Here is a 26,357-nt window from a genome sequence, read left to right as displayed (position 1 = left end):
CGCTCAGATGTCGTCCACCTGGCAGCCCTTCCCGTCGAAGGTGACGACGGTGCGCCGACCGGGGCGGACCTTCAGGGCACAGCTGACGGTGGTGCCCCCTTTGATGAAGAACTCCGCCGTGTGGTTCCCCGCGGCCATGCGTTGAATCCCGACTGGCAGAGCCTCCCGCCCGCGGCCCGGCAGCTTCACCTCCACGGCACTGCCCGTTGTCGCCTTGATGCGCAGGACGCCCTCTCCTGTGAGCACCTCCTCGGGTTCGGCCGAGGGTACCTTCGCCGCAGGTGCGGGCGCGGCGGCCGCGGCAGAGGGCTGACGCCGGGTCGCCCGGCGCGTCCGCTCACGGCCCGGCTTGGACGGAGCCACCACGTCCTCTGCACGCTGAGCGGGTGGAGCGGGAGTCGCCGCGGCTACCGCCGGAACCGCAGGCGTCGGAGAGGCCTCTGCGTTGCTCGGTGGGCTCGACGGCTCCACTGCCGCCGTGACGGAGGGCGGTGGTGGATTCGGGTCGCGCCCTCCCCGCCACACCACCAGCCCGCCTCCCGCGAGCGCCAGCGCCGTCACCACCCCGAGCGCCGCCCTCACCGGCTGCCGCGCCAGCAACGCCGGCTCCCGCGTCCGTGAAGGCACGTTGGGCACGTTGATGACCGAGCCGCGCAGCCGCTTTACTCCCGTGGGGAGGACGGAGAAGGCTCCGGACTGCTCCTGCACATAGCCCGCCAGCGAGGAGGGGCCCACGGACAGTCCCTCCGTCAGCGCCACCACCTCCAGCCCCTCGCGCATGGCGGCCGCGTCGGGATACCGGTCCTCGGGCCGCACCTGCAGCGCGTGGCCCACCACGGTGTAGAAGCCCCGGGGCAGCCCAGGGCACACCCGCTCGAGCGGCTCCCACTTCCCCTTCACCAGCGCGGCGTGGCGCTCGGTGACGTTGCTGCTCACGTCCAGCGGGGTGGTACCCGCCGCGAGCTGGTACAGCATGATGCCCAGCGAGAACAAGTCGCTGCGCCCGTCCAGCTTGCGCCCCATCGCCTGCTCTGGCGAGAAGTAGCCCGCCTTGCCCTTCGTCGTGCCCGTCTGGGTGAGGTTGCGGTTGGTGGCCGCCTGCGCGATTCCGAAGTCGATGAGCTTCAGCGTCCCGTTGGGTGCCAGCAGGATGTTCTGCGGCGACACGTCCCGGTGCACGAGCCCCTGGTGGGCATGCACCGCCTCCAGCGCCGCGCAGGTGAAGATGCCCACTGCCAGCAGGGCCTCATCCGTGAGCCGCTCGCCGCGCGAGTGCAGCGTCCTCGCTACCGTGGAGAGCGGTGCGCCCGGCACCAGCTCCATCGCCATGTAGAGCAGGCCATCCGCCTCCCCCACCTCGTAGATGTGGACGATGTTGGGGTGGCTCAACGTGCAGGCCGTGCGCGCCTCGTCCAGGAACATCTCCCGGAAGTCCGAGGACTCCGCGTACTCCGGCCGGATCACCTTCAGCGCCGCCGGGCGAGAGATGTCGCCCGTGAGCGTCTGCTCCGCAAGGTACACCTCGGCCATGCCGCCCTGCGCAATGAGGCGGGTCACGCGATACCTGCCAACAACGCTGCCGGGCTGGAGCGAGGACACGATCAACTCCCGAGCCTAGCAGGGCCGGTGCCGTCCCCGAAGCCTGCCCGAGCCGCGAGGCTCACCAGAGCATGTCCTGCTCCTCGGTGACGCCCGGCACGTTGGACAGGGTGTAGGTACGTCCGCCTGCTCGCACCGTGCCCTCGAAGAGGCCCACCGGCTGCGCGAAGTGGCTCACCACCAGGCGCAGGTCCTTCTCATCGCGGTGGACGTAGATGGGCTTGAAGCGCAGGTCCACCGCGCCGTCCGCCGTCGTCACCCGCCACGGATCCAGCAGCTCCTTCGCGTCGTACTCGAAGCGTGCGGGCGCGAGCGGGTAGAGCCGATCTCCCACCCAGAAGCCATTCTCGTTGTGCCCGGACTTCTCGTTGAAGCCCTCGGCGAAGTTGAAGCCGATGGGCGCCCCGTCCGCCAGCCGGCCCGCGGCGAAGGCCCACCGCCACGAGGTATGCCGCGCCAGGTAGCCCTGCGTGTAGTCCAGCCCGCCCACGCCCCCGTCCAGCCGGAAGTGCTTGCCGCCCACCTCCAGACTCCCCAGCGCCAGCAGCCCTCCGCGCTTCTGCGTCACGTTCACCAGCCCATCTCCCTCCACCGGGGCGATCAACGTGAGCGCCGGAGGGCCCCCCGCCACCAGCAGCTCGCCGCGCCACTGGAAGGTCTGGAGGCTGCCCGTCCGCATACGGCTCACGTCCACCTCGAGCTGGTAGCGCTCGTCATCCTCCCCGCGCCGCGCGGACAGCCGGCCTCCCAGCGTGCGGAAGGAGGCGGCCAGCCCCGCGCCTGGCCTGTCGCTCACCTCCACCAGCGGGCCTGGCGCTCCCAGGAAGCTCACGTCGCAGAGCGGCCGGCGCTCCTTGAGATCCACCGCGACGGCGAAGGCGCTCGAGGTGTAGCCCAGGTCCACCACCGCGAAGAGCGCGGCCACCTCGGGCGTGGCGGCGAAGGTGTAGAGCCAGCGCTTGCGCTTGAGCAGGCGCGCAGCCACCGCGGGGGCCCAGCGGCCTCGGAGCCGGCCGAGATCCACCTCGGGCAGCTCGCCTTGGTACTTGCCGAAGCGTGGCTCGCCTTGGTTCGTCGCCACGGATTCCGGCACGGGAGGCAGGGAGATCTCTCGCTCGGGTGTCATCCCTCTCATTGTGCTGGGTTGCCCGCGCGCTTTCCACGGAACCTGATCCCAGAGGATCGATCCCGGACAAACCGGCCTTGCGGGCTACCAGGTGATGTGCAGATCGAAACTGATCGGCGAGGGCTGTGTCACCCGGATGGCGGGGGTGGCGCGCGTCATCCGCAGGCCCTCCTCGAGGAGGCCCCGGAGGAAGTAGGGCGACAGGCCCACACCGGTACGGAACTCCATGCGGAACTGGCGCTCCGCCACCTGCACGGCGTTGACGAGGATGGGAGAGGAGTCGAACCGCAGGTGCTCTGGAAATTTCTTGAGGAAGCGCGCGGGCCCTAGCAGCGGCAGGCTCACCGACACCACGCGGCCCAGCACCGTCTGCGAGAAGCCCTGGACAAACTGCTGGCCCAGCCGCCGCCGCCCCTCCTCCACTGTCAGCCCTGGGTAGAAGTGCTTGCAGGCAAGGTCCAGGCACTGCCGGAACAGGCGCAGGGGGTACTGCGGCAGGAGATCGTCCCGGTCAAAGCCCGCCTCGCGCATCTCCTCCTCGAAGTGCTCGTTGCGCGGCAGCCCGTGCACGAACAATCCCTCGAAGAGGATGGCTCGCGTCATAGGCTCGACGCCCAGGGGGGGCGGCGTCAACGGACCGGTCCGCATGTCGTGCACACTCACACCATCCACCTCCAAACGGAAGGCCTTGGCTGGAACAACCGTCCACAAGCCAGGATGCACCGCGTCACGCGCGGCCAAAGATGATGCGCTCCTCGCCCAGCAGGCGCGTGGTGAGCATGAGGCAGAGGGCGGCGGCCGCCGCGCACCCCAGGGCGCCCAGGAGGAAGGGCATGGCGCCCACGGCCTGGCCGCGCATCACCTCGCCAATCAGGAGCTGCTGGCCGAACACGGGGATGACGTACATCCACAGCTGGCTCTGGATGGGAGAGACGGCCAGGAGCATGCCCGGGAGCATGGGCAGCAGCAGCAGGAGCTGGATATAGGTCTGCGCCTCCTTGAAGGAGCGGGCGTAGGTGGACACCAGCATCTGCCCCGCCGAGGCGAAGAAGGCCAGCGGCACCACCGTGGCGAGCATGCCGAGCACCGCGGCAATGTCGAAGCGGGCCTTCACGCCCAGATCCTGCAGGGGCACGCGATGGACGGCCAGGAGGAAGGCGCCCAGGCACACGCCGATGGCCACGCTCGCGAGCACCACGGTGGTGAGCCACTTGCCGACGACGACGGCTCCCCGCGGTACGGGGTTGAGGAGCAGCGGCTCCAGCGAGCCCCGCTCGCGCTCTCCGGCCATGGCGTCGATGGCCACGTTCATCCCGCCCATGAAGGCGGCGAAGACGAGGAAGATGGGGATGATGTTGAGGACGTTGGCGGCCATGCGCTCGGGGGTGGCCAGATCCACCTCGTCCACGCGCACGGCAGCGGCCAGCTCGGGCGACACACCTCGGGCGAAGAGCCGCTGGGCGGCGAGCTGGCCCGAGTAGCCCTCGAGCAGCGAGGTGAGCCGCCGGATGGTGGCGCGGGCCTGGTTGCGCGAGTTGTCCACCACCAGCTGCACCACGGCGGTGTGCCCGGCGGAGAAGTCCTTGCCGTAGTCCGGGGGGATGATGAGCACGGCGTCCAGCTTGCCGGCCTCGATGAGGGCCTCGTAGTCCTTGGGCGTTTCGGTGAGGGTGGCACCGTGGCGCTGGAGGAAGGCCATGAGGCTGGGAGCATGCTCACGGCCGATGACGGAGACCTCGAGCGGCTTGCCCTCACGGAACCACGAGGCCATCAGCGTGAACATGGCCATGAAGATGAACGGACCGATGAGCGGACCGGCGAGCGCGCTCAGCACCGAGCGTCGATCCCGGAGGTGGTCCTTCATCTCCTTGCGGAAGACGGTGGCGATGAGCCTCCTCATTGCATCAACCCCTGATCAGTGCCGATGACAGCCACGAAGGCCTCCTCCAGGCTCTCCTTGCCGGTGCGGATGCGCAGCTCGTCGGGCGTGCCCTCGGCCACCACGCGGCCCCGGGCCACGACGACGATGCGGTCGCACAGCGCGGCCACCTCCTGCATGACGTGGCTGGAGAAGAGGATGCAGTGCCCCTGCTCCTTGAGGCGGCGGATGAGGGTGCGCACGGCGCGGGTGCTCATGACGTCCAGGCCGTTGGTGGGCTCGTCCAGCAGGACGTTGCGCGGGCCGTGCACCAGCGCGCGAGCCAGGGCCACCTTCATGCGCTCTCCCTGGCTGAAGCCCTCGGCGCGCCGGTTGGCGATGTCCTTCATGTCCAGCAGCTCGATGAGCTCGTCCACACGCTTGTCCAGCGAAGGGCCGGACAGACCATGAAGCTCTCCGGCATAGCGGGCATGCTCGCGGGCGGTGAGGCGCGGGTAGAGGCCTCGGGCATCCGGCAGTACGCCGATGGCGCGGCGCACGTCCAGGGGGTGCTCGGCCACGTCCAGGCCATCGATGCGGGCCGTCCCGCGGTCCGGCTTGACGAGTGTGTAGAGCATCCGCAGCGTCGTCGTCTTGCCGGCACCGTTGGGGCCCAGCAGGCCCGTGACGACGCCATCCGCCGCGGAAAAGGACACGTCCTCCACCGCCGTCACCGCGCCGAAGCGCTTGTGCAGGTTGCGCACTTCAATCATGGGGTGCTCCCATCACGGCACCGGGCCCGCGAACGAAGTGAAGAAGGGCGGGCGCGTCAGATCCGCGCCACACCCAGGCTTCAGCCCCTCCAAGGTGCCGCTCTTCACGAAGTCCGCCATCAACGACTGGATGCAGCCCAGCACCACCGTGTTGTGACCCACGCCCGGCACCACCACGTGCAGGCTGTTGCTCAGCGTCTTCTTCGCCTCCTCACCCCAGGAAGGCGGTGTCACCGGATCCAGCTCGCCGGACAGCAGCAGCGTGGGCACCGAGGACGACACTGGATCCCGGTAGCCCTCCGGCACCGAGCCCCGCGGCCACACCTTGCACGGCTCGAGCAGGTTGCGCACCACCTGCTCACCGAACCACGTGCCCTTCGCCTCACGGGTGATGGCCTCACTGTCGATGAAGGGCGCGTCCTCCGCGCAGATGACGGAGAAGAACATGCCGTGGCTGATCGTATCGCTCATCCCACCCGAGACGCCCTGGCTCAGCGCGATGAACGGCGCCCACTCCCCCTTCGTCGCCCGGTCCAGCATCAGCGGCACCAGCGTCGCGATCTCCGGCGAGTAGAGCTGGCCAAATACCATCTGAAGGAACGCGAGCCGGGACAGGCTGAGCTCCTCGGGAACACCGGTCAGCGGGTGCTGGACGCTCACCTTCACCGGCGCCTGCGCCATCTGCTCCAGCAGCACCTCCACCCGCTTCCGCAGCTCGGGGAAGGCCTGGGCGCAGTGGGTGTCCTTCTCACAGTGCGCGAAGAGCAGATCCAGCGCCCGCTGCCCATCCCTGGGCATGTAGAGCGGCAGGTACAGGTTCATGGGTGCCACGCCGTCAAGCACCACCGTGCGCACGCGCTCCGGGTACTGGCGCAGGTACACCAGCGCCGCTCGCGTCCCATACGAGACACCCCACAGGTTGAGCTTCTGGTACCCCAGCGCCTCCCGCACTTCGTCCAGATCCTCCATGGCAATGGGCGTGGTGTAGAGGCGCGGATCCGCGTCGTAGCCCGCGAGGCACTTCTTGAAGTCCTCCTCGCGGAAGGCGTCATCGAACTTCTCGGCGAGCCGTGTCCCCTCCGGATCCGGCGCGCACCTCAGCGCTCCCGAGGCGCCTGTGCCCCGCTGGTCCACCAGGAGGATGTCCCGGCTGCGGTGGATGCGGTCCACGGCCTTGAGGATCGTCACCTCCGTGGCTGCCTGCCCAGGTCCTCCCGCCAGCAGCACCAGGGGATCCGGATCCGCGGAGGCCGCCAGCGCGGGCACCACCACCACGCGCAGGGGAATCTTCCGTCCCTGCTTCGCCGCCCGATCCTCGAAGACCTCGTACGTGCCGCAGAGGGTCTGGTACTCGATGCCCTCCACGCGGCAGGAGCTCAGCGCCAGCCGGGGCCCTGCCTGCTGAGCACTGCCCCGGCTGCACGCCACCGCGAGCACCCCCACGGCCAGCAGGAGCACGGCATGCCGCGAGGCCCCCACTTCCCCGGGCCGGGGTCGGGGGTCAAGGTTGAGGGTTTCTTCCGCCACGCGCATCCTCCATCATCCGCCGAGCCACGGGACTTACCACTCCGCCCCGCCGACTGCTAAGCCCTGACCTGACCATGAAACGAACCTTCCTCGTCCTCCTGTCCCTGTCGCTGCTCTCCCTCGCCGGCTGCGCCACCCTCCAGAAGCTCTTCAAGAAGCCCCGGGTCACCTTCAAGACGGCGCGCCTGTCGAGCGCCTCGCTGTCCGATGCCACCGTGGATGTCGTCTACGAGGTGAGCAACCCCAACACCTTCGGCCTCTCGCTGGCCAAGGTGGACTACGCCTTCTTCGTCGAGGGCAAGCAGGTGGTGGCCGGCGCACCCCGCAAGGGCCTCCAGCTCAAGGCGCGTGACAGCAGCGAGCTCGTCTTCCCCGCCAACGTGAAGTTCGCGGACATCGTCCCCGTGGTGGAGACGTTCCTCACCAAGGACCAGGCCGCCTTCAAGGTCCAGGGCAGCGTGGGCATCGACACGCCCATTGGCGTCGTCTCCTTCCCCCTGGAGAAGGAGGGCACCTTCGAGATCCCCAAGATTCCGAACGTCCAGTTCGAGCCTCCCCGCATCACCAACATCACCCTGGCCGGAGCCACGGTGGAGTTCCCCCTCAACATCACCAACCGCAACAGCTTCCCCCTGCCCGTCGCCGGCATCGCCGGAGACCTCAAGGTGGCCGGCGCCAACGTGGGCACCCTCTCCACGGGAGACCTCGGCATGCTCGCTGGCGGCGGCAGCCGGCAGGTGACGCTCCCCCTCCAGATCAACTTCGCCCGCGCCGCCTCAGCCGCCTCTGCGCTGCGCTCGGGCAACGCCCAGGTCAGCCTGAGCGGCCGCCTCACCTCCGGCAACGGGAATGTCCCGCTCAACATCGGTCAGCTCCTCCAATTCAAGCGCTGAGCCCCTGGATTCGCACGGCCGGTGCGCTTTACCCTCCGGCTCGCGCTCTGCCATGCTCAAGGCCCCCCCGCGTCATGTGCGGCACGAGCCTTGGAGGAACGACACGATGAAGAGGATGTGGATGGTGAGCGGCCTGGTGCTCTTCCTGGTGGGCTGCTCTCGCATCGAGACCCGGCCCAACCCCCAGGACGAGGATACCCTCTTCGGCAGCAACGTCCCCCTCATCAAGGGCCCACGCGTGAACCGCTGTGCCGCCCACAAGAAGTCCTCGGTGGGCTCGGGCTGTGAAGACGCCCACTACCTGGGCACCGAGTACACCCGGCGCCTGTCGGTGGGGGACGAGGTGTGCATCGAGGACGGCTATGGAGAGGATGTGGGCCCCGCGTGCAAGGCCCGTGCGGCCGTCATCGACACGGGGCCCAACGGGGTGAAGCTGGAGATCCGCAGCGCCAAGCCGGACTCGCGCTTCTTCAACGCGGAGATGCGCCACGCCTGGTACGAGGAAGGCGCGCTGGTGGACCTGTACCTGGCCGAGCGGGGTTATTAGAGGACCATGGCCTTCTACGACGCCTTCGTCGAGCGCCTCGCGGCGTTCAAGAGCCTCTCCCCGGCCGAGCTGAAGAAGCTGGCGGGAGCCAGGCTGTCAGACATCGTGCTGCAGGAGATTGCGCGCTCGCGCACGCGGATCTCCGATCTGGAGAAGCGCTTCCCCTCGGCCGGCCCCAAGGAGTTGGCCCAGCACCTCATCGATGGGAAGAAGGCCCTGGCCAGCATGGCGGGCGGCGTGAGCGGAGTCTTCGGGCTCATCTCGGTGCCCGCGGACATGGTGTTCATGGCGTGGCTGCAGATCATCCTCCTGGTGGACATGGCCACGCTCTACAAGGTGAACCTCAAGAGCGAGCGCGCACGGGGCGATCTGCTGGACCTGTTCGGCTACGCCAACGGGCTGGGGCCGCTCCAGCGCTCGAGCCCAAAGGTGCTGGGGGGCCTGGCGGCGAGGCTGCTGGTCAAGGGCGGCCTGCCCACGCTGGGCCGAGCCATGCCGCTGGTGGCCGCCCCCATCACCGCCTACCTCAACAACCAGCACATCCAGACGGTGGGCGATCAGGCCGTGCGCTTCTACGAGGGCTTTGACAAGGCGCACGCCAAGGCTCGGGGTTCTCGCAGCAAGAAAGCGAGCTGAGCTAGCTCGGGGCGGGTGAGGCCTCGCCCTGGCCTTCTCGGGAGCCGCTCATCCGTCCAGGCTTCCCGGTCTGGGCGAGGCGCGGCTCTCGCGGGAGCACCACGTGGAAGAGGCTGCCCTCCCCTGAGCGCCCGGTGGACTCTGCCCAGATGCGCCCACCATGGCGCTCGACGATGCCGCGGGTGATGGCCAACCCCAGCCCCAGGCCCCCATAGGAGACTCCGTGCGCCCGGCCGAACCGCTCGAAGACGTGGCGCAGCTTGTCGGGAGGGATGCCCACCCCCCGGTCCCTGACGATCAGGTGGATGAAGTCTCCCTCCTGCCGCGCCTCCACGGTGACGGCCCCACCGTCCGGTGAGTAGCGCAAGGCGTTGGAGAGCAGGTTGGTGAACACCTGGGCCAGCCGCTCGCGATCTCCCGCAAGCGTCATCCCCTCGGGGATCCGCACCTCGATGCGCCGGCCCTCCTCGAGGGGCTGGACGTGCTCGGTCACCTCGGAGAGCAGCTCTTGCAGCTCCACGATGCCCGGCTCCAGGTACAGCTCTCCCCGCTGGAGCTTGCTCATGTCCAGCAGGTTCTCCACCAGCTTCGCCATCCGGTCCACGCTGCGCGAGAGCCCCTGGAGGGCCCGCTCCACGCCACCGTTCAGTCCATGTCCGCCCTTCATCCGCGCCAGGTAGACGAAGCTCCGAGCCGCCTGCAGGGGCGTGCGCAGCTCGTGCGCGGCCATGGTGAGGAAGACGTCCTTGGCCTCGCCGGCGGCCCGCAGGGCCTCGATGGCACGCCGGCTGTCGTCAATGTCCGTCGCGGTGACGATCCACCCCGTCAGCACTCCCGGCTCCTCCAGCTCCGGGAGCATGCGGCCCAGGAACCACCGGTAGGCGCCATCTCGGTTGCGCCGGATCCGGTACTCCACCAGCGAGGGCTGCCCGGTCTCGTGGGAGTGACTCCAGGCGGCACGTGCGCGGGGCAGATCCTCAGGGTGGAGGGTGAAGTCGATCGCGTCCCAGCTCCGGCCCTGCTCGGGGGTCAGCCCTGCGTACTCCAGCCAGCACCGGTTGGTGTAGGTGATGGCACCATCCGGGAGCATGGCCCAGATGAACAGCGGCAGCGCATCCACCAGGGAGCGGAAGCGCAGCTCACTCTGCCGGGCGAGCATCCTGCGCTCCAGTTCCCACAGCGAGGCCTCCTGTCGCTGGAGGCGCCGCTGCTGGAGGAAGAGGGACACGAACACCTCCACCTTCCAGCGCAGGACGTCCGGGTTGAAGGGCTTCACCACGTAGTCCACCGCGCCATGCTCATAGCCGTGGACCAGATCCGCCTCCTCGCGGCTGTGCGCGGTGAGGAAGATGATGGGCGTGTAGCGCGAGCGCTGCCGCTGGCGGATCAGCCGCGCCGTCTCGAAGCCGTTGATGTCCGGCATCTGCACATCCAGGAGGATGACGGCGAAGTCCTCGCGCAGCAGGTGGCGCAAGGCCTCCTGTCCCGATTGGGCGCAGACGAGGCGCTGCCCGAGCGTCTCCAGGATTGCCTCCAGAGCAAGCAGGTTCGCCGGGTTGTCATCCACCACGAGGATCTTGGTCGTGAGCGGTTCAGCCTGGGGAGAGAACTGGGGCGTGTTGGGAGAGCCATCCACAGCCATCCGCCTTCCTTCCTTCACGCATCGCACTGAGGTCCACTTGAGTAACGCCAGGCACGTGTCAGATTTCCCACGCTCCCACGCATGCCTCAGGGTAGGCATGCCTCAGATTTCCCTCGCTCCCTCGCATGCCTCACAGGTGGACATCCAGGACTGCCCGGAGCACGCGGCTCAGGCCTTGGACGGCTCGGCCTGGGCCCGCTGCGCCTCCACCTGCCGGCGCACGTCCTCCATGTCCAGTGCCTGGACCTTGGAGATCAGCTCCTCCAGCGCCGCCGCCGGCAACGCGCCTGCCTGCTCGAACAGGAGGATGCCATCCCGGAACACCATCAGCGTGGGGATGGAGCGGATGTCGAACGCCCCGGACAGCTCCTGCTCCGCCTCGGTGTCGATCTTCCCGAAGGTGATGTCCGGGTGCTTGTTGGACACCTGCTCGTAGATGGGAGCAAAGAAGCGGCACGGCCCGCACCAGGTGGCCCACCAATCCAGCAGGACGATGCCCTGCTTGCCCACGATGTCCTTGAACTTGTCCTTGTTGATCTCGACCGTCGCCATGTCTGACCTCGCTCTCTACTTCACGTCCAGCAGCTCCACCTCGAAGACGAGCGTGGAGTTGGGGGGAATGACAGGCGGGAAGCCACGCGCTCCGTACCCCAGTTCGGGGGGAATCGTGAGCTTGCGCAGCCCGCCCACCTTCATGCCCGCCACACCCTTGTCCCACCCCTGAATGACCTCGCCGGCCCCGAGCCGGAAGGTGAAGCCCTGACCGCGGTCCCTGCTGCTGTCGAACTTGGACCCATTGGTGAGCGTGCCCACGTAGTGCACCGTGACCGACTTGCCAGCCGTCGCCTCGGCGCCGGTGCCCACCTTCATGTCATCCGCCTGCAAGCTCATCCACGCGACTCCTGAGAAAGGGAGAAAGCCGCACCTTAACGCGCTGGGGCCGCGCGCGCTGCTTCAGAAACACGGCGGCGCGGCACCCTGTTTACTCCAGGGTACCGCGCCGCGGGTTCATGTCCTGTTCCGCATCCAGGGTTAGAACGTACCGCCGATGTTCAGCGTCCCGGAGTACCGGCCGTTCTCGTTGAGGCCGTCATCCACGCCCGCGAAGTCCTGGTCGAACAGGAAGTTGTAGTTCGCGCGCAGATCCGCGGTGAAGTTGCCAATGTGGGTGCGCAGACCCGCGCCCACGGGCACGTTGCCCACGGTGTCATCCCCGAAGCCCGCCGCCGTGGAAGCCGCGCCACGGAAGTTGTAGTCGCTGAAGCCGATGCCGCCCAGCACGTACGGCTGCACCGGGGCCGCGCCCAGGCCGAGCGTCACCGCTGCCTGACCGCCGTTGCGCACCAGGTCCGGGCCGCCCGCGTCAATGTCCGCGGCCAGGTTGTCCAGGTTGTTCACCGCGCCGCTGTAGCCCAGCTCGAGGCCGAACACCTTGGAAGGCTTGATGGAGGCCGTCACACCGTAGGCGGGACCCGGGTTGATATCCGAGGCCAGCGCGCCGGTGTAGCCCTCCACGCCGCCGCCCACCATCAGGGTGAGGCCGCGCATGTCCGCATCGGACTCCTGCCTCACGATCTGCTCCTCATCGTCGTCGATGGTCGGCGTGAAGGCGTCACTGCTGGGCTCCACCGGGGTCACCGGTGCGGCCGGTGGCGTCACCTGTGGCTCACGCAGGGGCTCGCTCTGGTACCCACTGCCGCCCGCGCCCACATCCGAGCCCAGGTCCTGGTTGTAGTTCGGGTCGATCGAGCCGCTGCCACCCGTGCCCGTGCCGCTGCGCACCGGCTGGCACTTCAGGATCATCTCCCCCTGCGATTGGTTCACACCCACCTGGCCGCTGCCACCGACGCCTTCGTCCAGGGACTGATCGTCCAGGGACTGATCGGTGATGCCGAAGTCTTGATTCACGCCGGACGCTTCCTCCTCGTTGAGGCTCTGATCGTCCATGCCCACCTGACCGCTGCCGCCGATGGCATCATCCACGGGCTCGGTCTGCACGATGGCCATGCTCTCATCGCCCAGCGCCTGCGAATCCAGGTTCGCCTGCGTGTCCTTCTTGTCGTACCCGGGGGGGCAGTCCTTGTTGTCACCAGCAAGAGCCGCACCGCCGAACAGGAGCGCCGCAACAGCGCCCACGAGAATCTTCGTTTTCATCCAACCCTCCGTTGTCGGTTGACCGACATGAAGGTTGTTGCCCCGCTCACATCCGGCAAGCGCCACGCCCTACGGGTGGGTTGCGCCAGGATCCTCGACCGCTGGGCAGCCGGCCGAACGAGGGCCCGCGATCTAACCCTTCGTCCACTCCGAGCCGGTGACGACCGGGAGCTGCATGGCGCGCTCGCGGTCCAGGTCCAGGTTGCCGATGTGCAGCGACAGCGGCGACTGCACCCACTTGTAGATGGACTGGAGGAAGAGCCGGACGAACTTCTCCACGTAGCCCTGGAGCCGCGCCGGCTCCACCTCGGGGAACATGGCGGTGAGCGCCTGCACCAGCTCGGAGGGCACCAGCTTCTCGCCGGCGAAGAGGTAGAAGCACGCGTCCAGGATGGGGAAGGGCATCAGCTCCTCCTCGCCCACCTGGTTGTGCGCCAGCTCGGGGCCGGCGGGCTTGGCCAGGACTCTCTGGATGCCCTCATAGCCCGTCTTCTCCTGCAGGTAGTCCAGCAGGTACATCACCACCGTCTTGGGCACGTTGGCGATGACGGCCAGCGCCCCCATCAAGTCTCCGCCGATGGTGGTGTAGCCCACCGCCTTCTCGCTCATGTTGCCCGTCTGGAGGAACAGGCCACCGGCCGAGTTGGACCAGTTCCACATACGCTGGGCGCGCAGGCGGGCCTGGATGTTCTGCTCGGTGACAGCGGTGACAGCCTGGTCCCCGAGCATCTGCCGGGTGACGGCCTGCTCGCGCTCGAAGGCCTCCTCGATGGGGACCACCTGGAACGGAATGCCCAGCTCGCGGGCGATCGTCTCCGCCGCTTCGCGGGTGGCGTCGCTGGAGTAGCGGCTGGGCATGTAGAAGGCGCGCAGGAGCGAGCCCGGGTTGTCCGGCCGCACCCGCTTCGCGTACCGGTGGGCGATGAGCAGCGTTAGCAACGAGTCCCGGCCTCCCGACAGGGCGATGCCAATGACCTTGAAGGCGCGCGTCTTCTCGAAGTAGTCGCCCACGCCCAGCGCCAGCGCGTCGAGCACGTCCTCGCACAGCGCCTCGCGGGCAGGGCGGCGCTGGTCCGGCCCCGGCAGGAAGAAGCTGCGGTGCGGGGGCACCGGGAAGGTGAGCTTCTCGCGCCGGCTCTTGAAGGCACCCGTGCAGTCCAGCGCGGGCACCGGGCTGCCGTCGCGGGCTCGCCAGTCCTGGTAGTCGCTGCGCCAGGTGGTGTTCTCCGTGCGCAGGCGCATGGTGCGATCCAGATCCACCACCGCCGCCGCGTAGCCCTCCTGGAAGCGCGGCGTCTCCACGACGTGACGGCCGTTCTGGTTCAGGAAGCCGCCGCCGTCGAAGATGATGCCGTCATTGCTGCCCAGGGCGTTGGCGTAGGCGATGGTGCATTGGTGATCCGCGGCGCGCGTGGCGATCAGCTCCCGCCGTGTCTCCACAAAGCCGATGCGGAAGGGCGAGGCGGACAGGTTCACCACCAGCTCGCCTCCGGAGTACGTGCGCCGGCGCTGCGGTCCATCCGCGCTCCAGATGTCCTCGCACACCTCGGGGGCCACGGTGCCGAAGTCGAAGCGGAACAGGTAGTCCCCCAGCGGCACGCCGCGGTGTGTCTCGGCCATGCCCGGGTAGCCGCGGGACCAGGTCCGCGCCTCGTAGAAGATGCTGTACGTGGGCAGCTTCTCCTTGGGCACCAGCCCCAACACCTTACCGCTCGCCACCACGGCCGCGCAGTTGAGGCGCAGGCCCTGGTGGGCCACCGCCACGCCCACGAGGAACACGGTGGACAGGCTCGCCGTCTCCCGCGCGAAGCGCTCCAGCTCCGGCCACTGGTGGTCGATGAAGCCCTGCCACTGGATCAGATCCTCTGCGGGGTAGCCACCGATGATCTGCTCCTGGAAGACCGCCACGGTGACGTCATCGGCCGCCATCTTCCGCGCCAGCGCGAGCGCCCGATCCACGTTGCGCGAGAACGCGCCCACGGTGGTATTGACACTGGCGATCCCTACCTTGACGAGCCGCATGGATGCGAATCCCCTTCAAGCCCGCGGCGCGCTCGCGCTCCTCCGGGCCGGTGTCGTGTCCTCCCTCAGCAGATGCCTGGGAGGGGCAGGGAAGCAAGTCCTTCGGCGCCGGGGGCCCTCAGTTCAGCGGCCCTGAGGGCCGCAGGGGCTGGAGGCGGCCGAGGAGCTCCCCCACCTCGTCTATCACCGCCTGGAGGCGCTCGCGCACGTCCAGCTGATTCAGCAGCTCCTGGCGCCGCTCGGGCTCGGGGATGATCGCAGCGGCCACCACGTCCGCCATCGTGCCGCCGCTGACGCGTGCCACCGCTGGCAGCAGTCCCTCCGAGAATGAGGGAGGCACCCGCCCCGCGAGCTCGAAGACAGCCTGCCGAAGCTGCTCATCCTCCGGCCCGTTGTAGGGAGGGTCCGGCAGCAGCTCGACGCGCACCTGACGGTAGGGGCGCTCCGAGACCAGCTCGGAGAGGAGGCGGGCCCGGCACACGCCCTGGAGGAGGATGTTGTAGCGCCCGTCCTCGAGCTCCTCGTGCCAGACGATGAGCCCGGCACACATCACCCGCTGCATCGGGGGACGCCCGGCATAGGAGGCCTCCCATCCAGGCTCCAGCTGCGCGAGCGCCATTACCCGATCCGAGGCCAGGCAGTCGCCCACCAGCGTCCGATAGCGAGGCTCGAAGATGTGCAGCGGAATGACGGAGTGTGGGAAAAGGACAGCGGAGGGCAGAGGGAAGACCCTGAGCGCCTCCGCGGACTGGGTGATGCGTTCCTGGACCGTCATGGGCTCTCCCTCACCGTTGCCTCTGTTCATAAGTATTGGGTGCTCCGGTCGCATCCCAATCAAGCGGGCGCTCACAGGGCCGCAGGGCGGTGGAAACCTGCTGTAGTTCCGCTAGGGTGCGCGACCACATGTCGGATACGTCTCCCATCCCGGTTGTGACCCGGCCCGAGAAGCTCTCCTGGTATCGCAGGCTCTACCTGCGGGTGGAGGCGCTGTCCTCCTCAAAGCATGCCCTGGCGGCCATGCTGGTGGTCTCGGTGATCGACGGCTCGGTCTTCCCCATCCCACCCTTCGCGCTGCTGGTGCCCATGGTGCTGGCCCAGCCGGGCAAGTGGGTGCGCTACGCGACGCTGGGCATGGTGGCCAGCCTCTTCGGCGGGCTCATCGGCTACTGGCTGGGCACCCTCATCAACGCCGGGGCCGTCAGCTTCCTGGACATTGACCTGAACGTGCGGGTGCAGCGCTTCGGCGTGGACGCCACCGTGGGCGAGCTGCTGGGACAGAACTTCTGGGTGCTGTCGCTGCTGTGCTCGGTGCTGCCCACGCCGTTCAAAGTCGTGGCCCTCGGCAGTGGCATCGTGTCCGTGCCGCTGGAGCGCTTCCTGCTCGCGGCCATCATCGGGCGCTCGGTGCGCTTCTTCGCCGTGGCCGGGGTGATGCGCTTCGTGGGGCCCACCGCGCGCAGGTGGCTGCGCGTCTGAGCCCGGTGCGCCTCACTTCCCGGGGAGGGCGGAGGCAGGTGCCAGCGCCGCGTCAATGGTGGCCAGCAACACCTCAGGGCGAACCGGCTTCTCCAGCACGCGGTTGGGCACGCTGCGGATGAAGGCGCTCGCCGCTGGGGTGAAGGCCCCGCCGGACATGAACACCAGCCGCCGCGCCAGCTCCGGCGCCTGCACACGAAGCCAGGCGTAGATGTCCATCCCCGTGGTCCCCGGCATCTGAAGATCGCAGACGACGAGATCGAAGCGCTGGCCTGAGGACACCAGCTCCAGCGCCTCGCTGCCGCGCGTGGTGGCGACGACGTCGTGGTTCGGCTCCAGCAACATGCGCATGGACTGGGCCAGCCGGGGCTCATCATCGACGATGAGGATGCGCCCCCGCCGCGCCGCGTTGCCGACACCGGAGGCTGGCTCCTCCTGCCGAAGCGAGGGCTCGGCGCGAGGCGTCTCCTGGGGCGCGGGTGGGAGCAGGACGGTGAAGACGGACCCCTGGCCGGGCTCGCTGCGCACTTGGATCTCTCCCTCGTGGGCCTGGACGATCTGCTGGCAGATGGAGAGCCCCAGCCCGGTCCCCTCCTCATGGGGCTTGGTGGTGAAGAACGGCTCGAAGATGTGCGGGAGGACCTCGGGGGCGATGCCACGGCCCGTGTCCGACACCTCCACCAGGGCCCGGCCGTCCGGCCCCGTGCCGGTGCGGATCCGCACCGTGTGCCGTGAGGACGCCCCCTGGGGGATGGCCTGCACCGCGTTGACGAGGAGGTTGAGGAGCACCTGTCCCAGCCGCGCCTCGCTGCCCAGGACGGGGGGGATGTGGCCGTAGTCCTCTGCCAGCCTCGCCCGGTCACGGAGCACGTGCCGCACCATCCGCAGCGCGGGCGCCGCCACCTCGCGCAGGTCCACCCGCTTCCGGTCCTCCTCGCCCTCGCGGCTGAAAGTCCGCAGATCCTGGACGATCTGCCGGATGCGCTCAGCCCCCTCCTGTGCGTCCCGGAGGTGGGAGAGCGCCTCCTCGACGCCCTGCGGCTCACGGCTCAGGCGGCGCACCGCCCCTCCCAGGTTGAGCTCCAGGTAGGCCAGCGGGTTCTGGATCTCGTGCCCGACGCCAGCGGCGAGCGTCCCTACCGCGGCCACGCGCTCAGCGGCCACCACGCGGGCGCGCAGCTCCTGGGTGGCGGAGACATCGCGGTAGAGGGAGACGAGGTGCGCCACCACGCCCCTCGCGTCCCGCACGGGAGACAGCTGCATCTCGCTGTGAACCCGCGTGCCATCCCGGTGCCTCAAGAGCACCAGTCCGCGGAAGGACTTCGCCTCTTGCAGGGCGGCCTCCAGGCGCTGGCGCGTCTCCGGATCCATGTCGCCGGCATGGTCGCGGGGAGAGCGCCCCAGCAGCTCCACCAGCCCCAGGCCGACCATCGCGCGGAAGGCCTCGTTGGCGAAGACGACGCGGGGACCGGCGGGCGTCACCTCGCTGATGACGACGCCCTCGCTCAGGCCGCGCACGGCGGTGGCCAGCAGCTCGACCCGCCGGGTGGCATCACGGCTCCCGGCGCTGACCGCCGCGAGCAGCAGGCCGGTGGTGGCGTTGACGCCGATGAAGAGCTGCAAGAGCAGCAGCGCCTGCGCCCGGGCGTCAGGCGCTGCCTGCAGCTCCGGAGAGAGCCCCAGCCCCGTCTCCGCTCCCCAGGCCGAGAAGAGGGCAAAGAACAGGATGAGGAGCGCCACGCCACGCGGGCCGAAGCGCAGCGCCGCCCAGAAGGCCAGGGGGAAGAAGAGGAAGGTTGCGATGTACCCCGAGGACGCCCCACCCAGCCCCGCCTTGAAGAACGCCAGGCCGACCAGGAGGGTGCAGCCCCCGAGCGCCATGGCCTCCCGTTGCCGCTCCACGGGCCGCCTCTGCCGGAGCAACAGCAGCGCGGGTGCCAGGACCACAATCCCTGTCGCGTCTCCTCCCCACCACACCCCCGCCGTCTTCACGAAGACGTGCCAGTCCACCCCGCCCCAGAGCACGAGGCTGAGGGTCCCCACCAGCGCGGCGACCAGCGTGCTGCCCAGGGCCGCACCCGCGGTGAGCGCGACGACGTCCTGGACGCGCTCCAGCCGGCTCGAGAACCCCAGCCGCCGCAGCAGCAAGACCCCCAGCACGGCCGCCAGGGTATTGCCCACGCCGACGCCCAGGCAGGCGAGCACAGGGGTACCCGCACTCCGGCTCATCAGGAAGGCGCCCAGGAAGATGGCGGGCCAACGGGACACTCCCTGCACCAGCAGCGAGACGAGCGCCAGGCCTGAGGCTGGCCAGAACGGACTGACCTTGGCCTCACCAATGACGAGGATCTGCCCGGCTCTGCACACGGCCCAATACACGGCGGCCAGCGCGAGCATCGTGAGGATGCCCCGCGGGTCGTACGCCTGGGCGATGCGTTCGCGCAGCCGAATGGTGCACTCCCCCCACCGCCCCCGGTTCTTCGTGGGGCAGGCTTGTGGCTGACCATCGTACCCAGGCGGTGGGTCGAAGCAACCCCCTCCTCCACCTCTCCTCTTCACCGTCCGCGCACCGGGTAGCAATGCCCGTGTGAGGGATGCAATCGCCAGCCGGCGCTTGCGTAGGAAAGAGCAACAAGGAGGAAGCAAAGACGATGTCCAGACCTGGTGCCGCCGCCCTGTTGTCGTTCCTCATCCCCGGTGTAGGGCAGATCTACAACGGGGACATCCTGCGCGGGGTCTTCTGGCTCATCATCACGCCGGGCTTCTGGCTGGGCACGGGCGGACTGCTGGGCTGGGTGTGCCACCTCATCGCCGCGGCCACGGCGCACAGCCGCGCAGAGGACAAGCAGCTGACCCGCCTCCCCGCCTTCTGACTCACGCGCCCGAGGCCCGCGCCGCGCGCAGCGCCTCCAGCAGCTCGTCCGCCGTGGTGGCGAGCGCTCGCGCGCCGTGGGCCCGCAGCTCCTCGGGGCTTCGGAAGCCCCACGTGACGCCGACACTGTACATGCCGGCATTGCGCGCGGTGTTCATGTCCACCGGCGTGTCGCCCACGAAGGCGCAGTCCTTGGGCGACACGCCGAGCTCCACCGCCAGCCCGAGCGCGGCGGTGGGATCCGGCTTGCGCGGCACGCCCGAGCGCTCGCCGTAGATGGAGGTGAAGGGCACGCCCGGCAGCAGCCCCTCCACCAGCTGCCGGGTGAAGACATCCGCCTTGTTGCTCAGCACCGCCATCCGCACATCCTCGGCGGCGAGCTGCGCGAGCATGCGAGGGATGCCGGGGTAGGCCTGGGTCTGATCGAAGAGATGGTCCGCGTAGTAGGCGCGGTAGGCCGCCAGCACCGAGTCGTACAGGTCCTCGCGATCCACCTGGGTGGCCTTGCGGACGAGCACCATCACCCCCTCGCCCACGTAGTAGCGATAGCTGGAGACGGGGTGGGTGGGCAGCCCATGCAGAGAGAGCGAGTGGTTCATCGCGGCGGCAATGTCCGCCAGCGAGTCCACCAGCGTCCCGTCGAGATCGAAGATGGCGGCGCGCAGGTGCATGCTCCTTCTCAAACACGAACGCCCCGGCCAGACAAGGCCGAGGCGCTGGGGCGACTCTCAGGAGCTCAGAGGGGCAGGCTACTGCGGGGCGGCCTCGGCGGTGACCGGCGCGCTGGAGTCACCGCCCTTGGTGAGCACCGCGAAGTTGATGTTGTTGTAGCCCGCGGTGGCGCAGCTGAACATCACCCGCTTGATGATGCGGAACTCCACTTCCTTGTTGGCCTGGATGTTCACGTCACCCTTGAAGGTGTCCTCGCCGCCCGCCATGGAGTGAAGATCCTCGTACTGTTTCTTCATCTCCCGCAGCTTCTCCTCCAGCGCGGGGATGTTGAGGTACTCGTCCTTCACCAGGTCCTCGACGCGGCCGACGATGGTGCCCGAGATGGTGACCTGCTCATTGGAGACCATCACCACCGGGTGCATCTCTACTTCCTTGACGTTGACAGCCTCGGGCAGCTGGATGTCCTTGGTCATCATCAGCACCTCGCCCGTCGCGGAGAAGTTCGCGATCAGGAAGAGCACGATGATGATGAACATGTCCACCAGAGGGGTGATGAGCAGATCGGAGAACCCGCTCTTCTTGGCGTGTCCGCCATGGCCGAACACCTTCGAGTGCTCGAGCCGCTTGCCATACCGCTTGCCGGGAACCTTGATCGCCATGGTGTCTCTGGAATCCTTCCTTGGGCGGCCTGTTCAGCCTGCCGCCATCACCGAGACCTGCGGCAGCGCATGGCCCAGGCACTCGTCGATGATGCGCACCAGGATGTCGTAGCGGACCTTGTCGTCCGTCTGCAGCGTGATGGCCGACTGATCAGGGAACTGCTCCTTGATCTGCTTGAAGCGCTCGGCGAGCTTGACCAGGTCCAGCTTGCCCGTGGAGTCACGCGTGATCGGGATGGGCTCGAACGTGCTCTGATCCGCCGTGAGCACCAGCTGCTCCGGGGTGATGGCCAGGGTGAGCTGCACCGTCTTCGTCTGCTCGGGTGGCGTCTCCTCCGTGGAGGGACCTCCCGCCTGGGACACCTGGAGACGTCCGATCTGCGTCCACACGGCCGTCATGATCAGGAAGCTGATCGTCACGGCCATCAGGTCGATGAAGGGGACCAGGTTGATCGCGGCGTCAAGCGGCTTCTTGCCGCCCTTCCCGCCGTTCCCCAAGTCCATTCCGCCGGCCATGGCAACCTCCTCCGCTCAGTGCTGCTGAAATCGTCTACTGCAACAGACAACAGGTTCGCGCCCAGGTTCCCGTGCTACTCCTCGCCGTGACCGGACGAGGTGGGGATGTTCAGGTTCTTGAACTTGTCGCGGTTGGTGATGATGAGGTTGAGCACCGAGACGCTCGTCTCGTTGATGTCGTTGATGAGGTGCTGGGTACGGCCCATCAGCACCGAGAAGGCGACCAGCGCTGGGATGGCCGTCAGCAGCCCGAAGCCCGTGCAGTTCATGGCCTCAGAGATACCATTGGCCAGAATCGTCGCCTTGTCGGCCGGGTTCACGTTGGCCACCGCCTCGAAGCAGGAGATGAGACCGGACACCGTGCCGAGCAGCCCCGCAAGCATCGCCGCGTTGCCGAGCATGGCCAGGTAGCCGGTGCGCGCCTCCAGCTTGGGCGTCTCGCGCAGGGAGGCCTCGTCCAGCGCCGCTTGCACTTCCTCCTGGCCCCTCGGCACGTTCATCAGGCCCGCCTTGATGACGTTGGTCAGCGGCGTGGACTTCTGACCGGCCACGTAGTTGATGGCCTTGTCCAGATCACCCGCGTAGATGTGCTTCTTCAGCCCGCGCAGGAAGCCATCCTTGTTGATGGAGGCCTTACCGAACAACACGATGCCACGCTCCGCCATGATGGAGATGGCGATAACGCCGCACACCGCGATGGGGTACATACCCCATTGACCTGCCTCCCAGCGCATCGCGATTTCTTCGAAGAGGGTGCGCTGCGGCCCGCCAGTGTTGGCCAGGAGGGTCAGATTCGTCAGAAACCCCAGGTTCATCGCGTGTTGCCTCCGATAAGGCGGCCCTGGTTTAGCGGGCCTTCCAGATCTGACTTCCTCACTGAGCGATTACCAGCCCCGAAGAGGACTCAGTCTTGGATGTTGAAAACGTGGGGCCGACTTTAGGAACGGCACCCTGGAGTGTCAAGGCGACCACCCAGCGTTAGCTATTGAAATCTCACAGGAAATTTCGTCATTTTGAGGTGATCGGCGGCCTGGGATGGAGGCAGGGAGGCACCAGATGTGGTGCCTGGTCGGGCGCTTGGGTCCCCTCCTGGGTCGTGGTAAGCGCGCCCGCATGTCGAGGAAGCGGATAGGCGAGATTCTCCTGGAGCGGGGCGCGATCACGACGGCGGAGCTCGATGCGGGCCTGAAGGCGCAGCGGCAGACGCAGCAGCGCCTGGGAGCGACGCTGGTGAGTCTGGGCGCGATCACCGAGCCCATGCTGGTGCAGGCGCTGAGCGAGGCGCTGGAGATCCCCGTGGTGGATCTGCGGGCCGTCGCGCCGGACTGGGCGGCGGTGCACCTGGTGCGTGCGCGCTTCTGCGAGCAGCACGAGGTGTTCCCCTACGCGCTGGAGAGCGTAGGGGGACGCCGGCAACTGGTGGTGGCCATGACGGATCCGCTCAACAAGTCAGCGGTGGAGGAGATCGAGTTCACCACCGGACTGAAGGTGAGCCCGCGCGTGGCGGCGCTGTCTGGAGTGCGCGCTGCCATCCTCCGCTACTACCACAAGGCCACTCCCAGCCCGGCAGCGAGCCCCAGCCGTCCGGCGCCTTCCGCTGCTCCGAGCGCGGCCCGCGGCGCCGCTCAGCGGCCTGCAGCCCCACCGGCGCCATCCCGCGCGAGCCCACCGGAGGATGACGACGAGGAGGTCATCATCGGCGAGGAGGTACCACCGGGAGAGAATACGGCGCGCACCTCGCTGGCGGAGCTGATCGGCAAGCGCGAGGCGCAGCGGCGCAAGAAGCGCGGCAAGAGCGAGAGCAAGGGCCGCTCCTCGAGCACCTCGGGAGTGCTGGACGATCTGGAGTACCTCGTTGGCGACCTGCGCGAGGAGCCGGACCGGGTGGAAGAGCTGGAGCGCAAGTTCTGGGCGCTCATGCGCATCATGGCGCGCAAGGGGATGCTCACGAACGAAGAGTTCACCCGCGAGCTGGACGACACGGACGAAGGCTGACGAAGGCTGAGGGGTCGCGATGCGAAAGACGGGCTACATTCTCGGTGCGGTGCTGGGGTTGCTGCTGGTGGGCGGCTGCAAGAAGGGCGGCGTGGGCTTTGAGCTGGACATGGAGCCCCAGGCCATCACGGCGGAGGCGTCCCTGCGCTTCAGCGGCCAGGCGCGAGGCGAGGAGCCTTCGCTCACCCTCAACGGGACACCGGTCCCGCTGAAGGAGGGGCGCTTCGAGCTCACCCAGCCGCTGCAGCTGGGGGACAACGTCCTCACCTTCGCCTTCTCGGCCCGGCCCTCCGTGGGAGCGGCCCCTGAGCAGAAGACGCAGCGCTTCGAGGTGAAGCGGGTGGATCCGCCCACCTTCGAGGCCCAGCACTTCTACACGGGCACCAGCAGCATGGGGAACTTCCAGCGCAGCACCTCGGGCGGCCTGCTGGCGGACAAGGCGGAGGTGAAGCTGAAGGCGAAGGAGCTCAGCGGGGTGCGCTACGAGCAGTTCGGTCACGAGAACCGGCCGGTGAAGGGCGGCATGCCCCTGGACATCACCCTGACGGTGGGAAAGGGGCGCTTGAAGGTCTCCGTCAAGCCGGAGCAGGGGCCGGTGGCCAGCGCGATCGCCTCCCCGGGCACACCCGCCACGCTGAGCGCGACGGCGGAGCTGCGCCTCAAGAAGTACACCGTCCGCATGGAGGCGCTGGACGGGCAGCCCGCGAAGGACGTGGAGCTGGTGGTGCGCTACTAGCGGCCCGCGGCGCTGACCAGTGGCAGGCGCAGGGTGAACGTCGTCCCCTGGCCTGGAGTGCTGTCCACGGTGATGCGGCCGCCGTGGCCCTCGATGATGCCCTGGACGATGGAGAGCCCCAGCCCCGTCCCCTTCCCCTCCTCCTTGGTGGTGAAGAAGGGATCGAAGATGCGCCCCACGTTCTTCGGGTCGATGCCCGTGCCCGTGTCACGCACCTCCGCCACCGCCTCCTGCCCCTCGCGCCGGGTGGCGAGCGTCACCTGGCCACCGGGGGACATGGCGTGGCAGGCGTTGGTGATGAGGTTGACGAAGACCTGTGCCAGGTTGGCGCGCACCGCGGAGATGGGCGGCAGCTCGGTGTACTCGCGGCGCACGCTCACCTTGGCGTGCGACACCACGTGCTCGCAGTAGCCTACCGCCTGATCCATCACGGCGTTGAGCAGCACCTTCTCCGGCTTGTCCTTGGCCGGCCGCGCGTAGGACACCAGATCCCGGGTGAAGCGGAGGATGCGCTGGCTGCTCTCCTGGATCTTCCGCAGCTTCTCCACGTCCGCGGTGTTGGCGTCTGGGCGCATCCGCGCGTTCATCAGCAAGGACTCGCTGTAGGCGGCCACGGCCGTCATCGGGTTGTTGATCTCGTGCACCACGCTGGCGGCGAGCTGCCCGATGGAGGCCAGCTTCTCCGCGTGGACGATGCGCCGCTCCAGCTCCTTCAGGACGGTGATGTCCTGCCCGATGGCGATGACGCCCTCCACCTCGCCCTGAGGCGTGAGCATGGTGGAGGTAGCGAAGGCGACGCGCACCTCGCCCGCACGCGAGCGCAGCCGCGTCTCGAAGGTGTTGGCTGACTCGCCCTGCATGGCCGCCGAGAGGAGGGAGCCGACGCGCAGGTGCTCGCTCTCGGGGATGAAGGAGAGCACGTCCTTGCCCAGCACCTCCTCCTTGGAGAAGCCGGTGAGCGCGGTGAGGGCCCGGTTGAAGACCACCACCCGCTTGTCCTGGTTGGCTACCAGGATGAGGGCATTGGCCTTCTCCAGCAGATCCTCCAGGTACTTGCGCACGAACGTCAGCTCGTCGATGAGCTTGGCGTTGCGCACCGCCACGGCCACCTGGTTGGCCAGCTGCAGGAGCACCCGCTCGTCATGGGCCACGTCCGCGTCGAGCCCCTCCGGGTACTCCATGTTGATGGCGCCGAAGAGCTGGCCGCTGGCGACCAGCGGAGCGCTCACCCCACGAACGCTGCCGTGGAAGAGCAGCGGTACCTCGCGGCTCACCACCACGCGATCGGAGGGAAGCCCCTTCACGTTCAGGTGTGTCTTGGTCACCGCGCTCTGCTTGAGGACGAGCGGCTCATGCGCGCCTTCCTTGAATCGCCCCTCCGCGTAGAGGGAGGTGAGGCCACCGGTGCGCGCATCGACGATGCGGATGCAGAAGGCTCGGCTGGGGAACAGCTCCTTCACCCCGCGCGCCACCGCCGCCACCAGCTCCTCCTCACCCGTCGCCTCCGCCACGCTGCGGCTCAGATCCAGCAGCACGCCCTCCGTGCGGGCCTGCTCGAGCAGCGCGCGCTCGGCCATCATCAGCCGGGCCGGCTCGGGCTTGCCGCGCACCACCACGGTGGCGCCATGCTGCGCCAGCATCACCATGATCGGGCGCTGCCCCGGGAGCGCCACCTCCACCTCCGAGCTCTCCCCCTCTTCAAGGGCACGCCCCCCGAGCCGGGCCAGCGCCTCCACGATGCCTGCGACCAGCTCTGTGGCCGTGGTGCCGCAGGAGCTACAGAAGCGCTCGAAGGAGGGGTTGGCCGTCAGCAGCCGCAGCCCCGGGTCACACAGGGCGAGCGGCTCGTCCAGCAGCTCGAAGAGAGCCTGATAGGCCTCCGGCGACGCGCCGCCGGAGATGCGCAGCACGCGGGAGTCACTCTTCATGGGAGGTGGCCTTGTCGAGGTCGAGGATGCGCTGCGTCCCCATGTACGCCTTGGTCTCGTAGCGGGTGATCTTTCCGATCTTCCGGACGATCTCCGCCATGCGCTCGGCCTCGCGGTAGATGATGTCCACGGGCCTGTAGGCGAAGTCCTCCGGCTTGAGCTTGCGCTTGAGCAGCTCCGCGTAGCCCATCACCGAGGTGAGCGGCTGGTTGAGCTCGTGGGCGGCGGTCCCGGCCAACGCGACAATGACGGCGCTCTTCTCGCTCTCCTCCAGACGCGTCTCCACGTCCGACAGCTTGCGCTCCAGCTGCATCCGGTCTCGGAGGTCCGTGAAGATGCCCATGGTGGCCACCTCGCGTCCCCCCTCGTAGAGGATAGAGGCCGTCATGTTCACCGGGACGAGCTCGCCAGCGCGGTTGATCAGGTCCTGCCGGCACATGTTCAGCCGGCCGCGGCCGCCGAAGTCCGGGCTGCGCAGCTGGGCCATGAGGCGCTCGGGCACGCCGGGCGGGTAGATCTGGCGAGTGGTCATCCCCGCCAGCACCTCGTGGGCGGAGTAGCCGAGGACGGACTCGGCGCCCTTGTTGAAGAGGATGACGCGGCCCTGCATGTCCGCGGCGATGATGGCGTCCACCGACGAGTCGATCAGCCGCTCCAGGAAGTCCTTGGTGTGACGCAGCTCATTGTCCAGCCTGCGCGCCAGCGTCACGTCCCGGAAGGAGAGGA

The 26,357-nt window shown here is 68.3% G+C and carries 26 protein-coding genes; 7 read left to right on the top strand and 19 right to left on the bottom strand.

Annotated elements, in window-relative coordinates:
* Nucleotides 1–3: 3 nt before the first annotated feature.
* From VD972_RS09720 to VD972_RS09695, 6 genes are all read right to left on the bottom strand, one after another.
* The gene (locus tag VD972_RS09720) at nt 4–1,557 is read right to left on the bottom strand and encodes a serine/threonine-protein kinase (protein WP_324984317.1); all 1,554 of its coding nucleotides are present in this window, start codon (nt 1,555–1,557) and stop codon (nt 4–6) included.
* Between the two features lie 103 nt (nt 1,558–1,660).
* Nucleotides 1,661–2,725, bottom strand: a complete 1,065-nt coding sequence (locus VD972_RS09715) for a DUF2804 domain-containing protein (protein ID WP_324984315.1) — start codon at nt 2,723–2,725, stop codon at nt 1,661–1,663.
* Nucleotides 2,726–2,809: 84 nt separating this feature from the next.
* Complete coding sequence (locus tag VD972_RS09710) at nt 2,810–3,328, bottom strand: DUF2378 family protein (protein WP_324984312.1); 519 nt, start codon at nt 3,326–3,328, stop codon at nt 2,810–2,812.
* A 124-nt stretch (nt 3,329–3,452) separates the two neighbouring features.
* Nucleotides 3,453–4,625 (bottom strand): ABC transporter permease, encoded by a 1,173-nt coding sequence (locus VD972_RS09705; RefSeq protein WP_324984309.1) that lies wholly within the window; start codon nt 4,623–4,625, stop codon nt 3,453–3,455.
* The gene (locus tag VD972_RS09700; protein ID WP_324984306.1) at nt 4,622–5,356 is read right to left on the bottom strand and encodes an ATP-binding cassette domain-containing protein; all 735 of its coding nucleotides are present in this window, start codon (nt 5,354–5,356) and stop codon (nt 4,622–4,624) included. The genes VD972_RS09705 and VD972_RS09700 overlap by 4 nt, the downstream gene beginning before the upstream one ends.
* 12 nt (nt 5,357–5,368) lie before the next feature.
* Nucleotides 5,369–6,889: an alpha/beta hydrolase gene (locus tag VD972_RS09695; RefSeq protein ID WP_324984303.1), complete on the bottom strand. Its 1,521-nt coding sequence runs from the start codon at nt 6,887–6,889 to the stop codon at nt 5,369–5,371.
* A gap of 68 nt (nt 6,890–6,957) precedes the next feature.
* Here VD972_RS09695 and VD972_RS09690 point away from each other — a divergent pair, with 68 nt between their 5' ends.
* From VD972_RS09690 to VD972_RS09680, 3 genes are all read left to right on the top strand, one after another.
* Nucleotides 6,958–7,776: an LEA type 2 family protein gene (locus tag VD972_RS09690; RefSeq protein WP_324984300.1), complete on the top strand. Its 819-nt coding sequence runs from the start codon at nt 6,958–6,960 to the stop codon at nt 7,774–7,776.
* 106 nt (nt 7,777–7,882) lie between these two features.
* A complete protein-coding gene (locus tag VD972_RS09685; RefSeq protein ID WP_324984297.1) occupies nt 7,883–8,323 on the top strand; it encodes a hypothetical protein in 441 nt (146 codons plus the stop codon).
* A 6-nt stretch (nt 8,324–8,329) separates the two neighbouring features.
* Nucleotides 8,330–8,959 carry a hypothetical protein gene (locus VD972_RS09680; RefSeq protein ID WP_324984293.1) on the top strand — a complete coding sequence of 210 codons (630 nt, stop codon included), beginning with the start codon at nt 8,330–8,332 and terminating at the stop codon, nt 8,957–8,959.
* A gap of 1 nt (nt 8,960) precedes the next feature.
* Here VD972_RS09680 and epsF read toward each other — a convergent pair whose 3' ends face one another.
* The 6 genes from epsF to VD972_RS09650 all read right to left on the bottom strand — a co-directional run bounded on the left by epsF (nt 8,961) and on the right by VD972_RS09650 (nt 15,552).
* Complete coding sequence (gene epsF / locus VD972_RS09675; RefSeq protein WP_324984291.1) at nt 8,961–10,601, bottom strand: response regulator EpsF; 1,641 nt, start codon at nt 10,599–10,601, stop codon at nt 8,961–8,963.
* A gap of 168 nt (nt 10,602–10,769) precedes the next feature.
* On the bottom strand, nt 10,770–11,153 hold the full coding sequence (gene trxA / locus VD972_RS09670; protein ID WP_324984288.1) for a thioredoxin: 384 nt from the start codon (nt 11,151–11,153) through the stop codon (nt 10,770–10,772).
* Nucleotides 11,154–11,168: 15 nt separating this feature from the next.
* Nucleotides 11,169–11,492, bottom strand: coding sequence for an FKBP-type peptidyl-prolyl cis-trans isomerase (locus tag VD972_RS09665; RefSeq protein ID WP_324984285.1), 324 nt, complete (start codon nt 11,490–11,492; stop codon nt 11,169–11,171).
* 141 nt (nt 11,493–11,633) lie between these two features.
* Nucleotides 11,634–12,755 carry a hypothetical protein gene (locus VD972_RS09660; protein ID WP_324984282.1) on the bottom strand — a complete coding sequence of 374 codons (1,122 nt, stop codon included), beginning with the start codon at nt 12,753–12,755 and terminating at the stop codon, nt 11,634–11,636.
* A gap of 132 nt (nt 12,756–12,887) precedes the next feature.
* Nucleotides 12,888–14,777 (bottom strand): NAD(+) synthase, encoded by a 1,890-nt coding sequence (gene nadE / locus VD972_RS09655; protein WP_324984279.1) that lies wholly within the window; start codon nt 14,775–14,777, stop codon nt 12,888–12,890.
* Nucleotides 14,778–14,895: 118 nt separating this feature from the next.
* On the bottom strand, nt 14,896–15,552 hold the full coding sequence (locus VD972_RS09650) for an LON peptidase substrate-binding domain-containing protein (protein ID WP_324984276.1): 657 nt from the start codon (nt 15,550–15,552) through the stop codon (nt 14,896–14,898).
* 128 nt (nt 15,553–15,680) lie between these two features.
* Between VD972_RS09650 and VD972_RS09645 the strand changes: the two genes are divergently transcribed.
* Complete coding sequence (locus VD972_RS09645) at nt 15,681–16,253, top strand: YqaA family protein (RefSeq protein WP_324984273.1); 573 nt, start codon at nt 15,681–15,683, stop codon at nt 16,251–16,253.
* A 12-nt stretch (nt 16,254–16,265) separates the two neighbouring features.
* Here VD972_RS09645 and VD972_RS09640 read toward each other — a convergent pair whose 3' ends face one another.
* Nucleotides 16,266–18,812 carry an MASE1 domain-containing protein gene (locus VD972_RS09640; RefSeq protein WP_324984270.1) on the bottom strand — a complete coding sequence of 849 codons (2,547 nt, stop codon included), beginning with the start codon at nt 18,810–18,812 and terminating at the stop codon, nt 16,266–16,268.
* A 92-nt stretch (nt 18,813–18,904) separates the two neighbouring features.
* On the opposite strand from VD972_RS09640, the gene VD972_RS09635 reads away from it, so the two are divergent.
* Nucleotides 18,905–19,126, top strand: a complete 222-nt coding sequence (locus VD972_RS09635) for a hypothetical protein (protein WP_324984267.1) — start codon at nt 18,905–18,907, stop codon at nt 19,124–19,126.
* Nucleotide 19,127: 1 nt separating this feature from the next.
* On the opposite strand, the gene VD972_RS09630 is transcribed toward VD972_RS09635, so the two are convergent.
* The 4 genes from VD972_RS09630 to VD972_RS09615 form a co-directional block, all read right to left on the bottom strand.
* Nucleotides 19,128–19,796, bottom strand: a complete 669-nt coding sequence (locus tag VD972_RS09630) for an HAD family hydrolase (RefSeq protein WP_324984264.1) — start codon at nt 19,794–19,796, stop codon at nt 19,128–19,130.
* Between the two features lie 78 nt (nt 19,797–19,874).
* Nucleotides 19,875–20,456 (bottom strand): biopolymer transporter ExbD, encoded by a 582-nt coding sequence (locus tag VD972_RS09625; protein WP_324984260.1) that lies wholly within the window; start codon nt 20,454–20,456, stop codon nt 19,875–19,877.
* A gap of 33 nt (nt 20,457–20,489) precedes the next feature.
* A complete protein-coding gene (locus tag VD972_RS09620; RefSeq protein ID WP_324984258.1) occupies nt 20,490–20,972 on the bottom strand; it encodes a biopolymer transporter ExbD in 483 nt (160 codons plus the stop codon).
* Between the two features lie 74 nt (nt 20,973–21,046).
* Nucleotides 21,047–21,787: a MotA/TolQ/ExbB proton channel family protein gene (locus tag VD972_RS09615; RefSeq protein ID WP_324984255.1), complete on the bottom strand. Its 741-nt coding sequence runs from the start codon at nt 21,785–21,787 to the stop codon at nt 21,047–21,049.
* A 298-nt stretch (nt 21,788–22,085) separates the two neighbouring features.
* Here VD972_RS09615 and VD972_RS09610 point away from each other — a divergent pair, with 298 nt between their 5' ends.
* On the top strand, nt 22,086–22,967 hold the full coding sequence (locus tag VD972_RS09610) for a hypothetical protein (RefSeq protein ID WP_324984252.1): 882 nt from the start codon (nt 22,086–22,088) through the stop codon (nt 22,965–22,967).
* Between the two features lie 19 nt (nt 22,968–22,986).
* Entirely contained in the window at nt 22,987–23,703 is a 717-nt protein-coding gene (locus tag VD972_RS09605) for a hypothetical protein (RefSeq protein WP_324984249.1), read from the top strand.
* Here the strand turns inward: VD972_RS09605 and VD972_RS09600 are convergent.
* Nucleotides 23,700–25,631, bottom strand: coding sequence for an ATP-binding protein (locus VD972_RS09600; protein WP_324984246.1), 1,932 nt, complete (start codon nt 25,629–25,631; stop codon nt 23,700–23,702). The genes VD972_RS09605 and VD972_RS09600 overlap by 4 nt on opposite strands.
* Nucleotides 25,621–26,357: PAS domain S-box protein (locus tag VD972_RS09595; RefSeq protein ID WP_324984243.1), on the bottom strand; the 737-nt coding region annotated here is incomplete at its 5' end. The genes VD972_RS09595 and VD972_RS09600, both read right to left, overlap by 11 nt.

Origin of the sequence: Hyalangium sp. (assembly GCF_035629615.1) — a bacterium.
Classification (GTDB): domain Bacteria; phylum Myxococcota; class Myxococcia; order Myxococcales; family Myxococcaceae; genus Hyalangium.
Note: the sequence above shows the minus strand (reverse complement) of the source record. Positions and strands in the feature narration are given on the sequence as shown.

Bases quoted from the DNA above. Each gene is read 5' to 3' on its own strand.
- VD972_RS09715 (WP_324984315.1), bottom strand. From the start codon at position 2,725: ATGACACCCGAGCGAGAGATCTCCCTGCCTCCCGTGCCGGAATCCGTG.
- VD972_RS09710 (WP_324984312.1), bottom strand. From the start codon at position 3,328: ATGACGCGAGCCATCCTCTTCGAGGGATTGTTCGTGCACGGGCTGCCG.
- VD972_RS09705 (WP_324984309.1), bottom strand. From the start codon at position 4,625: ATGAGGAGGCTCATCGCCACCGTCTTCCGCAAGGAGATGAAGGACCAC.
- VD972_RS09700 (WP_324984306.1), bottom strand. From the start codon at position 5,356: ATGATTGAAGTGCGCAACCTGCACAAGCGCTTCGGCGCGGTGACGGCG.
- VD972_RS09695 (WP_324984303.1), bottom strand. From the start codon at position 6,889: ATGCGCGTGGCGGAAGAAACCCTCAACCTTGACCCCCGACCCCGGCCC.
- VD972_RS09690 (WP_324984300.1), top strand. From the start codon at position 6,958: ATGAAACGAACCTTCCTCGTCCTCCTGTCCCTGTCGCTGCTCTCCCTC.
- VD972_RS09685 (WP_324984297.1), top strand. From the start codon at position 7,883: ATGAAGAGGATGTGGATGGTGAGCGGCCTGGTGCTCTTCCTGGTGGGC.
- VD972_RS09680 (WP_324984293.1), top strand. From the start codon at position 8,330: ATGGCCTTCTACGACGCCTTCGTCGAGCGCCTCGCGGCGTTCAAGAGC.
- epsF (WP_324984291.1), bottom strand. From the start codon at position 10,601: ATGGCTGTGGATGGCTCTCCCAACACGCCCCAGTTCTCTCCCCAGGCT.
- trxA (WP_324984288.1), bottom strand. From the start codon at position 11,153: ATGGCGACGGTCGAGATCAACAAGGACAAGTTCAAGGACATCGTGGGC.
- VD972_RS09665 (WP_324984285.1), bottom strand. From the start codon at position 11,492: ATGAGCTTGCAGGCGGATGACATGAAGGTGGGCACCGGCGCCGAGGCG.
- VD972_RS09660 (WP_324984282.1), bottom strand. From the start codon at position 12,755: ATGAAAACGAAGATTCTCGTGGGCGCTGTTGCGGCGCTCCTGTTCGGC.
- nadE (WP_324984279.1), bottom strand. From the start codon at position 14,777: ATGCGGCTCGTCAAGGTAGGGATCGCCAGTGTCAATACCACCGTGGGC.
- VD972_RS09650 (WP_324984276.1), bottom strand. From the start codon at position 15,552: ATGACGGTCCAGGAACGCATCACCCAGTCCGCGGAGGCGCTCAGGGTC.
- VD972_RS09645 (WP_324984273.1), top strand. From the start codon at position 15,681: ATGTCGGATACGTCTCCCATCCCGGTTGTGACCCGGCCCGAGAAGCTC.
- VD972_RS09635 (WP_324984267.1), top strand. From the start codon at position 18,905: ATGTCCAGACCTGGTGCCGCCGCCCTGTTGTCGTTCCTCATCCCCGGT.
- VD972_RS09630 (WP_324984264.1), bottom strand. From the start codon at position 19,796: ATGCACCTGCGCGCCGCCATCTTCGATCTCGACGGGACGCTGGTGGAC.
- VD972_RS09625 (WP_324984260.1), bottom strand. From the start codon at position 20,456: ATGGCGATCAAGGTTCCCGGCAAGCGGTATGGCAAGCGGCTCGAGCAC.
- VD972_RS09620 (WP_324984258.1), bottom strand. From the start codon at position 20,972: ATGGCCGGCGGAATGGACTTGGGGAACGGCGGGAAGGGCGGCAAGAAG.
- VD972_RS09615 (WP_324984255.1), bottom strand. From the start codon at position 21,787: ATGAACCTGGGGTTTCTGACGAATCTGACCCTCCTGGCCAACACTGGC.
- VD972_RS09610 (WP_324984252.1), top strand. From the start codon at position 22,086: ATGTCGAGGAAGCGGATAGGCGAGATTCTCCTGGAGCGGGGCGCGATC.
- VD972_RS09605 (WP_324984249.1), top strand. From the start codon at position 22,987: ATGCGAAAGACGGGCTACATTCTCGGTGCGGTGCTGGGGTTGCTGCTG.
- VD972_RS09600 (WP_324984246.1), bottom strand. From the start codon at position 25,631: ATGAAGAGTGACTCCCGCGTGCTGCGCATCTCCGGCGGCGCGTCGCCG.